We start from the raw sequence: 11,883 nt of genomic DNA, 5'->3' as shown, positions 1-11,883 counted from the left end.
ATTATTAGATTGTAATGTTCGGTAAAGCAGATAAGGGTCAGGTAGACTTTCGACATATCCAGGGGGAGCAATGGAGATAAGAAATTTTTTGAGTTTCAAAACTGTTGTAGAGCAGGGAAGCTTTATCAAAGCAGCACAGAGTCTGAATTATGCTCAGTCATCGATTACTTCTCACGTGCAAGCCCTAGAGGAATATTACGGACAGCCGGTTTTCGATCGTCTTGGAAAAAAGGTGCAGCTGAACTCCTTCGGAAAACTGGTCTATCAGCATGCACTGGTCCTGCTTTCCAGTTACGAGGATATGCTGCGTTTAAAACATAAATCTGCAGAACCTTCGGGAACGTTGCGCATCGGAGTGCCGGAGTCGACCATGCTTTATCGTCTTTCTCCGGTCTTGCAGCGGTACAAGACAGTGTATCCCAAAGTAGAAGTGGTGATGCAGAGCTTGACCTGTCCACAGATGCGTCAGGAACTTCGTGAGAGCAGACTTGATATGGCTATAATTCTGGATCGGGAGCGAAGTGAGGAAGACCTTGTCTGCCGTGTACTTAGTGTTGAGCCCATGGCACTGGTCATGCCTCGGGATTATCCGGCTGATGACCTGATTGAGTCGGGCTCTCATGCCGTACTGTACACTGAACAGGGCTGCAGTTATCGAATCATATTTGAGAATCTGCTTCGGGAGCGTGGTTTCAGGGCCGAAAGCATAATCGAAACGGCAAGTGTGGAAGTAATCAAGCAGTACATACTATGTAATATCGGCGTTTCATTTTTGCCCTTGGTTGTTGTCCGCAAGGAGCTTGATTCGGGGCTGCTGAAGTCTGTCCCGTGGAATGATCCTAACCCTGTCAAGATTCAGCTTGTGCGTCATAAGGATAAATGGATTTCCCCGGCCATGTTCGAATTCATCCGTATCGCTGAAGAAGAGGCCTTGTCCTGGAAGTCTTGATCCAGCATCTTGCTGCTAGAGTGATTTTGATAGTTTTAAAATCTGGCCCGTGACCCGTCCTAAAATAAAAAGGGGCGCCTCGAAAATCGTGGCGTCCCTTTTCTTATATCGTGTTGTCTGCAGGTTATTATTGTCTGATAGTAACCTGCTTATCGTTGAACTGGATGTTCTGGTCCGGGATGCTTATTCCCATTCCTTCAATGAGTCCAAGAAGTTCCACGAAGACAAAGTCTTCAGCAGATGTGCCGGAGGTAAGGTGGATTACCAGCTCCTCTCCCTGCATGCCGGAGTCTTTTACCGAGGCAGGGGACAGGGCTTTCATAACCTTGTACATGTTCCGTTTTGAGCTCAACTTCAGGTTCACTGTGGTCAGGTCTGCACTCTTGTTTTGTGTCTGTGCCCGCTTCTGGGCGATGGAGGACATCCTTCTGGCTTCCTTCTTGGCCCGGTTCATGAGCAGTGAAGCCGCGTTGGACGCCACTTCGGACAGACCGTCGCGAATTGCCGGTCCGGGCTGTCCTTCAGGGATCATGACCATGAAGTCCTGTTCACCGACGGATTTGGTTTCTCCGGTATCCAGATCGTGCATGGATATGGCAATGGCGGCCTTGAGTTCGCGCTGCACCTGATCAAAGTAGAGTGAGGCAATTCTGTAGTAGAGAATGATAGTGCTCTTGCCTGCAAATTTTCTCTTAACCTCTTTGATCAGTCTTTGGTTGAGTGCGAAGTCCTCATTTTCAGTGTCGAAGTATACACCTACCATGGGGTCGTCATGCGACATCTTCATCTTCTGGAAGTCGTCAACCGTGTCCAGTCTTGTGAGCTTGAGTCCTTCCATGTTGGCCTTGGAGATGATGGCATCCCGAATGGCCCGCTGGTAGGAGGTGTAGTAGAGTACAAACGGCCCAAGTCCGCGGAGCTCACGGGTTCCGCTGGCATCGGCATCATTAAGGATCATGGCAATGTCCCCGGCGGTCGGCGGTTCTTCCATGATCAGAATTACAACCTCGGCTGCGCCGGATTGCGACCCGCAACCCAGTTCCTCCAGCCTGTAGTTGAACTTTTCATCATCAATGCGCACCAGATAGGATGCCTCCACGGAATCGCCGACCTGGCTTATTCCCTGAGGACTTATCCGCTGGATCAGTGCCGCACGGTCATCAATGAGTTGCTGTTCACATTGAGATCCTGCGGCAGGACTGACGCGTTTAAGGTAGTTTGTGATGGCTTGTTTTTCAGCCAGAAGTTTGGCCTGTTTCTTGACCGCAAAACTACTTTTTCCCTTAATGCTGACCGACACGCCTACATCCTCGAAGGCTTGTCCTGTAGACGCACCTGCAAGAAGAATAAAGGCTACCATTAACAGCACTGTTGTCCGGAAGACTCGGCAAATCACATTGAGCTCCTATTTTTTGAGTCTTGTGTTGTTCTTGGCGTCTTCCTTGGCTCCAACAGCTTCGTCCACCCTCACGGCCATGTCGAGGGCCAGTGAGCAGCGCCCGATTCCGTCGGCAATATCCTGATCGGTGTTCTCGTATTCATTGAAGGCATAACGGTAAATCTCAAGGGATCGATCGAAATCGCCGAGACCTTCAAGGGCGAGGGCCATGTTGTAGATGTCACTGGTCATGCCGTCGAGATAGGATTTGGCATCCTTGGTCAATTCTGCTTCCTCTGGGGCTACAAAGGGCTGCCTTTGCTCTGCAGGCAGTTCTGCCTGTTTGGCTTCATGCTCTGCTTTGAGTTTCCTGAGGAGAGCTTCTTTTGCGACATCCTCAAAGACAAGGTCTTCAAGGAGGGTGTCTGCAAGATCGCCGTTGTTATCAGCAATTTTGAGGGCCAGATATTTGGTAAGTCCGCGGTAGGCCTGAGTCATGAACATAGTCTGGGACTTTTTGTCCTTGCCGTGCATTACGATGTCAAATGGTTCGGAATGAGGCTGGATGACCATTTTCAGACGGTTGGCAACTGCCTGTGCAAGGGAGTTCTTCAGGTTCAGAGCGGCAGGGATGCTATCGTTGTTCTGGCTTACCTCGGTGTCGAGAGTAGACTTTTCGTCAGATTTGGCACTTACACCCAGCATTTCAGAGAGGGCAGCGAAAGTGAAGCCGTCAGAAGTCTTCAGGGTTGCGGTACGGTCTTTGGCTTCCTCAAATCCTATAAGCTTGAGCTCGGTGGAATACGCACCGTTATAGATTACAGCCGGTTTACGTCCTACCTCGAAAATCTGGGCGACCTTTTCAACCTGACCGTTGGGAGTCAGTCTGTAGAGGTTGAGGCTCATCATCAGGGTGGCGGTTACCGCTCTGTAGTGGGCTTTGTAGAATTCGTCTTTGTCCTGGGTGGTGATGGTTGTAGTGCAGTATCTGACGGACCCATCATCGTTGGTTCCGCAGACATATTTTACGGTTCTCCACTTGCGCAGGTTCATTTTGCAGGGAGAGAAGTTCTTGTATTCATCGGAAACCTGCCACCAGACCTGGCCGTAAAGTATTCCATCCAGACGGTTTTCCGGTCTGGCTCCTTTGTTAATCTGGGTGAGAGTTTCTTCAATGTCGAGGTCCACAAGCTGGAAGTACGGTTCCGTGTAGAGGGTGTCCGTTACACAGCGCCGGGTAAGGTCACAGACCCTCTGGGTTGCGCAGTATTTTCCGGCAGCGATGTTGGGCTTTACGGAGTTGAACGGCAGCACTGCAATTTTGCTCAGGCCGCTTATTTTGATCTCGCCCGGTTTGATCAGGTTGATCTTTACTTTCTGCGTACAGCCGGAGCTCAGGCAGGCAATGGCAAGCAGTATGGTTATGCAAAGATATTTACGCATTTAGTTCTCCTGGAATTTAGCTTGCTTGTAGTTGTCTGTTTTAGTGGGATCCTTAACCAGGCTTGAAGCGGCCATCATTTCCTTGATTCTGGAAAGAGACTCCTTGGCAGATTCATTCTGGGGGTCAGCGTTGGCGGCCAACTGGTAGTATTCAAGGGCATCGTTTCTGTCTCCGACAATTTCGAGGATGATGCCCATGTTTTCGAAATCCGGTGAGAAGCTTTTTGTGATATCGACAATCGCCTCAGCCCTTTCCTGCTCAAGGGCTGTTTTCTTCTCAGGTTCGACAGCCTCGGCAACCAGTTGGTCGTATTTCAGGTTGGCTTCGGCGGATTCCTTCTCGATTTTCTCGTTAGCTGAATCGAGAATGGCTCCCAGCATGTTTTTGGCGTCATAGAATGCGGTGCCTTTGATCAATGCCACAACTGAGGAGTCTCCCTTTTCATTGACCACAAGGGCGCGGGACTCCCGGTGGGGGGATATGTCGGTTACAACTTTGCCGATGGCATCGTTGAAGAGCGACTGGGCTATTTCGGGATAGGGGGCTTCGGCATTGCTGCCGGAATCACCGCCGGCCTTCTTCTCGAATTCCAGGTCATCGAACACTCTGGAGTAGATTTTTTTGCCTGTGTAGTCGTAGACACTGCAGGTCAGACTGCCTTTTGCCTTAATGTTAATGTAGGGAACATTACTGCTTACATACCGGTAGGTAGGCGTATCCGCTTCGGCGTATGGAACACCGTCTTCATTGAAAGCCACAGAGTAGTTCTGGGTGACCAACGTAGTGTTGATTGTATCGGTTCCCTGACTTCTGGTGTAGTTGATATTTACATCAACTTTGAGCTTTGCCGTACGGCGCGCAGGGACAATTTTGACATCATATCCGTGCCGTGATCTTGCCATGCACTTACGTACCTGAGTCAGGCCGTCACAGTCGCCGTAAACTTCATCGGCAGCCTTGATGTACCCGTTATAGTAGAGCTTTGAGCTCAAATTGTTGACCAGGGTGTTTGAAAACACATCTGAGATGGTTGCAGATGTCTTCCGGTCAATTCCGTTACGCTCGATAGTGATGGAAGGAGTGTCTATGATCAGTTTTTGAATTTGGGTTACATCTGATACAGCCTTTGGCGGCATGATGTAGTCAGCATAAACCATTCTCTTGCTTGATTTGCACCCTGTTGCGGTAAGAATTATCAAAACGAGAAAGATATTCAGTCCGATGGTGTACTTGTTTTTCATCATGGATATGCCTTCCTTTTACAGCTTGATGCCCAGGCGTTTCGAAGTTTCTTCCAGTCTGGCCATGGAATCGGCGGCCGCTTCAATCAGTGACTTGTCGTTGGCAAGCAACAGGATGCGGGTGTACCCATCGTGGATGGCAACAGCACTCTGCTCGGAAATACCGCGGGCCTCTTTGGCCATGAAAAGCAGATAGTAGTTGCACAAATCCTCAGCCATATCCCGTTTGGGGGTCTGGGCTTCTTCAGCCTCTTTGTCCCATTTATCGTAAAGTGCAGGGCAAAGTTCGGTCAGCTCTGCAGGAGGCAGGAGAGTTTCAAGTCTTGCATGGGCCTGCTTGACGTTTTTGTTCATCAGCAGGTTCTTGGCTTCTGCATCACCTCCGGAAGGAATGATGACAGGCACATCGCGACGTTCTTTAGACAGGAGGCCGTTGATGCTGTCGATTATCTCGGTCATCAACTTGGCCTGTGCGCCTTTGGTGTTGCAATTTACTTTTGCTGCCCGCGCATTTGGCGCCCAGACCCATTGCGTGTCTTCTGCAGCCACGTTGAAGTAGGCAAGGGGATTCATGTTCTTTACTTCGTAGATGCTGACCGCCCCGACAAGCGAAGCAGTATAGGAAGTGCCATAGCTGCTGGTCATGTATTCATATCCGCTGCCGTCTTTATAAGTAATTGATTCCTTGGAGAATCTAATGTTGTAATCGGCATCCTTTGCATTATCGCAGCGGTCAGCCCAGAAAGTGTCAAGGTTAAGGACATAACGCGGATTATCGTTATTTCCGACCTTGAAATATCCGGCCTTGTTAAGTCTTGCTTCTAGGTCTTCCGCAAATCCAGGAGTCTCTTTCCTGCCGCTCTTTGTAGGGATGATCCGCAGCAGTGAATCCTTTTTGATGATTGACAGCTTCGAAGGGACTTCGAAATTGACCTTGGCATTTGGCACGGGACGCTTGTATGCGCAACCCGACAGCGCAATACAGAATATCGCACTTCCCACAACAATGAGTCTGCTTAACTTCATATTTTCCTCCAGATATGAATGTATACAATATGAATTCATCGACCTGATCAGGAGATTGACCGGCCGAAGAGTGTGGTCCTTCTGGTAACTTGTTCTTCAGATGGGTTTACCAGCTGTTCTGCTGGTTCATTCTGCTTTTAAGTCCCCGACCTTTGGCAATGAGTATGGAAAGGCCGGATACGTTTATGGATCCTTTGGCCCCGATCTGGCCCAGCATCCGAACCAAGTCTCGTTTGAGTACTGCTGATTCGGCACTGGTCTTGTAAAAGAATTCATTGTGCCCGTTGCGGTTCTGGGCGTTGGATTTGATGCGGTGCGAGTCGTATCCGCCGAAGGTCCTGAAAATGTCTTCCATGTCCATCACCTCATAATTGTTGAACCCGTCAATTATGAGAACCCATTCCTTGAGCATGCCGCCTTCAGCGTCAACGTATTGTGCAAGCCGTTCGGTCAGCACTTCCCCGACTTCCTTGCCCAGCAGACCTGACACTTCCGCGAGGGCCTCCTGCTGCTCATTGCGTGCATACGGTTTTTCAACCGGTCTGGACAATTGTGATTTGAGGTCAAAATTTCCAAGTCTTGACCCGTCAAAGACGGAGACAAGGCGTCCTTCCACTCTTGGATGGATACGCATGGAATTTTCTGTCCTTTTCATGTTGGGGTATACTGAAAAGATTACAGCAATATCGATTCCCAGATCTTTGGCAACTCGCAGCAGTTCTGCTTCACTGCGACGCTTTTGTCCCTGAACATGGGAATCCATCGACAGAGCCACCTCGTCCTTGACGTCGAACCCATCATTCAACAGGGCATTGGCAATTTCATTTTGCACCTGTGTGAAAGGCCGTGAGTCACGAGCAATGGTTTCCGGACTGCGATCGTCCCCTAAAATAAGGATTCGTGGCAGGTCGGCAGCCAGAGCGGGTGTAAGGATATTAAGGTAGACTATAGCAACTAATAGAAGTGAAAAGAAACGATACATCTCAACAAAGAACCTCCCTGAAACAATATAGCAGTGATTTGTTATCTAAATGTGATGCCTTTTACAACCCAATAAGGCCAAAAATATTGAAAAGTTTTAATCCGATATACTTATTCTGAGTTTGAGCTGGATAAGCTTGCGGATCATTTATCTCAGGAATAATTTGTTTAAGATTTGCAATGAACTTGACGAAGTTTAGGCATTATAATTGCTTCTGAGTCGCTTATGGTCAAAAATATGGTTGTTCTGGCATTATTTGCCGCATTGAACTTTAGATCCGTGTAGTTAAAGTTCGGATTGTTCTGTCCCGGAAATTATGCTTTCTGAAGCCTGTATTACTTGACTAGCGGGCTGGGCGAGGCTATTTTATAGAAAAGATAACAATTATTAGGTCGGGAGAATGTTATGAAGAAGATATATATGGTGATTTGTCTTGTACTGCTGTTGGCAGTACCGGGACTTGCTTATGCAGCACCTTATTACTTGACTCTAGATGCTACCGTCAGTTCTATTTCTGACTCTGGAAATCTAGCTGGGTCTGCTAATATTGGTGTCGGTGCAAAGATTCAGTATGTGATTGAGATCGATACCGACCGTACAGGGTTTACGATTGGAAATAGCGGAAAGCCCAAGGAACAAAGAGGTTCATATTATGCATCTCTTTATGCAGGGGCTCTTGATGGTATGACCACCTCTCAGTACAGTTATCTCGATCCGTACTACAACGGGTTTTATTCTCAGGCTGGAAACAGCCAGTCATATCTGGCAATAAACAATTGGACTGGAGATCTGGCCAGCCTTAAGGTCGGCTCAACTATTGATCAGCTGTATGAATCCGCCTTCAGCAATAACTGGGGATACACCCAGCTTACGCTTAAGGATGTAACCGTAACCGCTGTCTCCAACGTTGCACCCACCCCGATTCCCGGTGCAGCTGTAATTATGCTTGGCGGGCTTGGTGTACTCGGCTTCCTGAGACGCAAGTTTGCCCGATAGACACGCCGCCCTTTTAGGGGGGCAGAATATGATTGCCAAGATCGCGGAAGTTATTAAATTTCCGCGATCTTTTTATTGTGCTCCTGGTTTCAGGCAAAGTTGTGTTTGGTTTGAAAAGGTAATATGACTATCACTTTGATGGGCTTGGGGGAAATGCAGGCCGTAATTTTTTAAACAAAGGAGTTTATTATGGCAAAAGAGTATCAGCCGCGCATGCATTCGGCAGAACATATTCTTAATCAGGTCATGGTTCGCAAGTTCGGTTGTGACCGTTGTTTCAGCGCCCATATCAACAAGAAAAAATCCAAATGCGATTACAGGTTTGATCGGGCCATCAGCGAACAGGAAGTCAGCGAGATTGAAAGTTCCGTGAACGAGGCCATTGCTTCGAATCTTGAAGTAACTGAGCAGATGATCAGTCTTGAAGAGGCTGGTGCCAGATTTAATCTTACCCGTCTGCCCGAAGGGGTGACAAGTGTTCGGGTTATTAATATAGGCGATTTTGATGCCTGTCCTTGTATTGGCGATCATGTGGAAAACTCTAATGAAATCGGAGTATTTCAGATGGTTTCCCATGACTTTGAAGATGGAGTGCTGCGCATTCGCTATAAATTGTCCCAGCCATAATAGGGGTATTGTGGAAAAAACTGTTTACAGTGATCAGTTGGGCTGCTAATAAGTAGTCAGTTTTTTGAATACATATTCCGTGCAACTGGCGATGTAATGTGGAATCAACCACAGGGAAACACGGAATCAGTTATCCAGCCGCTCGCCTGGGCCTCGTCCTTCATACAGGACGTGTATCCTTTCCTCTTCTTGCAAGAGGTTCAACCTAAAGGAGTGCCCATGCAGCAATATCGAGACCTTCTCCAGAAAAACGATTCAGACATTTTCAATGCCCTTTCCGGCGAAGAAGCGCGCCAGAAAGCCGGGATTGAACTCATCCCTTCTGAAAATTACACCTACCCCGAAGTTCTGTGTACCCTCGGCAGTGTTTTCACAAACAAATACTCCGAAGGTTATCCCGGCAGACGCTACTACGGCGGTCAGGAATTTACCGACACCATCGAAGATATAGCCCGTGAACGTGCAAAACAGGTCTTTCGCTGCGAGCACGCCAACGTTCAGCCTCTTTCCGGTTCTCCAATGAATCAGGCTGTCTATCTTGGACTGCTTGAGCCCGGCGATACCATTCTTGCCATGGACCTTTCTCACGGAGGTCACCTTACTCATGGCGCTCCTGTATCCTTCATGGGCAAGCTTTTCAACTTTATCCGCTATAAAACTGATCCGGTTGACGGTTCGATCGATTTCGATGAATTGCGCAGGACAGCTCTTGTGAACAAGCCCAAAATGATTCTGTGCGGGTATACTTCTTATCCCCGCGATCTGGATTATGCCCGGTTCAAAGAAATCGCAGAGGAGGTCGGCGCTATAACCATGACCGATGCCTCTCACTATGGCGGACTTATTGCTGCAGACGTCATCCGCAACCCATTTGATTTCGGTTTTGACGTTGTGACAACCACATCTCACAAATCCCTCCGCGGCCCGCGCGGGGGCATGATCCTTTGTAAAAAGGACTTTGCCTCGATGATCGATAAGGCAGTTTTCCCCGGACTGCAGGGCGGACCGCACATGAATACCATTGCCGGTATTGCAGTCACCCTGAAGAAGGCCCTTGAGCCTGAATTCAAGGAATACGGCAGGCAGGTGCTTGTAAACGCCGCAACCCTGGCGGACGAACTGACCAAAGCCGGTGCGTCCCTTGTCACCGGCGGCACCGACAACCACATGATGGTGCTCGATACTGAAAAGAGCTTCGGCATTAACGGCAAAATTGCCGAAGAGATTCTTGATGCTGTATCCATCACCACCAACAAGCAGATCATCCCTGATGACCCCAATCCTCCTCTTAAACCAAGCGGTATCCGGATCGGTACTCCCGCCGCAACCACCCGCGGCATGAAAGAAGCCGACATGGTCAAGCTGGCTGGCTGGATAATACGGATACTCAGCAATCCCGAAGATAAGGCTCTGGCTGCCACCACCAGAACAGAGATCGAATCTTTCTGCTCAAGGTTTCCGGTTCCGGGAATCTGAAAAACATCACTCCTTCCCATGCTGTCCGGAACTCTGTGCACCCCGGGAGTTCCGGACAGATGAAAGTAAAAATCCCTCATCCGGTTTGGATGAGGGATTTTTTGTGATCGTTGCAATATTACTTTACACCTTGCAGATGTGTGCGAACATCTTGCCTGATTGTGCCTAATTGATGGGGCGTCTTGCGGCAGGTCAGAAGTATATGTCTATCGTTTTGTGTCCAAGTTTTATTTTCAGTCCTGAATCAAGCACCTTGTTTTTTACGTCCTCGTAGTCTCCGTGAGGATAGTTGTTGAACCAGAGGCGCATTTTTCCTCTGGGCTTGATGAGGTTGTTTTTGACGTCATTGAGGAAGAAGTGCCAGTCCTCCCTGGTCCAGACTCTGTCACCTACCATGTGGAAGCATATTGCGTAAGCTACAATAAGATCGAACTTTCGACCGTTATTGATGGTTATGGGGGTTTGCGGGTCAATGCTGCATTCCCAGCGTGGAACATTGAACTCTTTGATTAGAATGTTGAAAATCTCAACAAAAGGGAGGTCAAGTCCCTGAGAGGTGTGTCCGAACTTTCTCGCCAGAAAAGAAAAAAAGCCGGCACCTGAACCTATGTCCAGAATCTGGAGTCCTGTCTTTTTATCAAGGCCAAGCTCGTAGATTCTGCGCAGGTTCATTTTTATATACCGCTTGAGGTCTCGGTATTTCTTGTATTCCCCTTCATAGCTGGAAATCCTTTTCGCAATTCCTCGAACCTCCGGGGTGGCACATATTTCCCGGGCCTTGCCTTCTGCTTTGTGCTTGAAGTAAATTTTTAAAGGGTTTTTCAGGTATTCAAGGTAATTGCCGCTACGTTCGTATAACCGCTTTTTTCTATGCTCAGGGTCTACAACGTATTTCAGAAAATCCTTCATTCAGATCCTCGCTTCTCACCAGCCAGAGGCTGGCTTAATTCAACTTTATATACGCGAGATCTACTGAAAATCTGCTATGTTATTTTTTTAATCATCATGTCTTATCTTGTTGTTTTTATTTGCTAAATATCTATGTGTTTCGCAAATCTATTCCTGAGTATGTATTCCCAGAGAAGCCATACAGTAAGTGCTGTACAGAGTCCTACCGCCCATCCGGCCATTACATCTGTAGGGAAATGTTTTCCAAGATAAAGACGCGAATATCCGACCGAAATCGGTAGAAAAAGCATCCACGGGCGCAGGTTTTTAAAGAAGATCATCAGCATGACGGCAAAGGCCATGGTGTTGGCAGCATGGGCGGAAGGGTATGAGTTGCCACGTTCCTTGGTCTGAACGAAGTCGAGTGCACGGCGTTGCCATTTCCCGTCTTCGTAGTGGTAAGTCAGTGCAACTGAGTTTAAGGGTCGGACTCGTCCTATGGTCTTTTTAATGATGTTGGTGGAAAAATCTGCAAGCCCCATGGAGAGTGTAGCCAGAAGCATTATGATCAAAAAATTTTTCCCCATCTTGTATATTCCGAAGGCTGTAACAACCGAAATAATGGTCCAGAGCAGTGCCGCCGAAGAAAGCTGGGGCATGACAATATCCATCCAGTGCTTGCGGAAAATCTGGTTGGCGAGGACAAATATTTTCATATCCAGCGGTTGGGTAAGGAAGGGCATTCTCACTCCTTGGGGGTTGTTCTTCTTGGCAAGCTGACTGTTTCGGACTAACATCCCGCCCGTTGCTTTTCCGGGCAGTCAGGTCGGTTTGAACGATATATCTATCGGAAACGCGTGTTTTGTCGTCCAACGG

General features: G+C 48.2%; 11 protein-coding genes and 1 riboswitch. Of the genes, 4 read left to right on the top strand and 7 right to left on the bottom strand.

The genetic code is table 11. From position 1 onward, the window contains the following. Nucleotides 1-70 precede the first annotated feature (70 nt). Entirely contained in the window at nt 71-949 is an 879-nt protein-coding gene (locus N7E73_RS01305; RefSeq protein ID WP_432736955.1) for a LysR family transcriptional regulator, read from the top strand. A gap of 127 nt (nt 950-1,076) precedes the next feature. Here N7E73_RS01305 and N7E73_RS01300 read toward each other — a convergent pair whose 3' ends face one another. From N7E73_RS01300 to N7E73_RS01280, 5 genes are all read right to left on the bottom strand, one after another. Continuing rightward, the gene (locus N7E73_RS01300; RefSeq protein WP_432736954.1) at nt 1,077-2,249 is read right to left on the bottom strand and encodes a hypothetical protein; all 1,173 of its coding nucleotides are present in this window, start codon (nt 2,247-2,249) and stop codon (nt 1,077-1,079) included. A 105-nt stretch (nt 2,250-2,354) separates the two neighbouring features. Then, entirely contained in the window at nt 2,355-3,770 is a 1,416-nt protein-coding gene (locus N7E73_RS01295) for a hypothetical protein (RefSeq protein ID WP_432736952.1), read from the bottom strand. Beyond that, a complete protein-coding gene (locus tag N7E73_RS01290; protein ID WP_432736951.1) occupies nt 3,771-5,015 on the bottom strand; it encodes a tetratricopeptide repeat protein in 1,245 nt (414 codons plus the stop codon). Nucleotides 5,016-5,030: 15 nt separating this feature from the next. Continuing rightward, nucleotides 5,031-6,038 (bottom strand): hypothetical protein, encoded by a 1,008-nt coding sequence (locus N7E73_RS01285; protein ID WP_432736950.1) that lies wholly within the window; start codon nt 6,036-6,038, stop codon nt 5,031-5,033. Nucleotides 6,039-6,144: 106 nt separating this feature from the next. Beyond that, complete coding sequence (locus N7E73_RS01280) at nt 6,145-7,020, bottom strand: hypothetical protein (RefSeq protein WP_432736949.1); 876 nt, start codon at nt 7,018-7,020, stop codon at nt 6,145-6,147. A 573-nt stretch (nt 7,021-7,593) separates the two neighbouring features. On the opposite strand from N7E73_RS01280, the gene N7E73_RS01275 reads away from it, so the two are divergent. From N7E73_RS01275 to glyA, 3 genes are all read left to right on the top strand, one after another. Continuing rightward, nucleotides 7,594-8,016: a hypothetical protein gene (locus tag N7E73_RS01275; protein WP_432736947.1), complete on the top strand. Its 423-nt coding sequence runs from the start codon at nt 7,594-7,596 to the stop codon at nt 8,014-8,016. Between the two features lie 189 nt (nt 8,017-8,205). Continuing rightward, on the top strand, nt 8,206-8,643 hold the full coding sequence (locus N7E73_RS01270) for a hypothetical protein (RefSeq protein ID WP_432736946.1): 438 nt from the start codon (nt 8,206-8,208) through the stop codon (nt 8,641-8,643). A 71-nt stretch (nt 8,644-8,714) separates the two neighbouring features. Further along, nucleotides 8,715-8,802, top strand: a riboswitch (ZMP/ZTP riboswitch). Between the two features lie 60 nt (nt 8,803-8,862). After that, nucleotides 8,863-10,119 (top strand): serine hydroxymethyltransferase, encoded by a 1,257-nt coding sequence (glyA, locus tag N7E73_RS01265; RefSeq protein ID WP_432736945.1) that lies wholly within the window; start codon nt 8,863-8,865, stop codon nt 10,117-10,119. A gap of 192 nt (nt 10,120-10,311) precedes the next feature. On the opposite strand, the gene N7E73_RS01260 is transcribed toward glyA, so the two are convergent. Further along, a complete protein-coding gene (locus N7E73_RS01260) occupies nt 10,312-11,028 on the bottom strand; it encodes a class I SAM-dependent methyltransferase (protein ID WP_432736944.1) in 717 nt (238 codons plus the stop codon). Between the two features lie 122 nt (nt 11,029-11,150). Further along, nucleotides 11,151-11,750, bottom strand: a complete 600-nt coding sequence (locus N7E73_RS01255) for a phosphatase PAP2 family protein (RefSeq protein WP_432736943.1) — start codon at nt 11,748-11,750, stop codon at nt 11,151-11,153. Nucleotides 11,751-11,883: the final 133 nt, after the last annotated feature.

It is taken from the genome of Maridesulfovibrio sp. FT414 (genome assembly GCF_050916235.1).
Classification (GTDB): Bacteria; Desulfobacterota; Desulfovibrionia; order Desulfovibrionales; family Desulfovibrionaceae; genus Maridesulfovibrio.
Note: the sequence above shows the minus strand (reverse complement) of the source record. Positions and strands in the feature narration are given on the sequence as shown.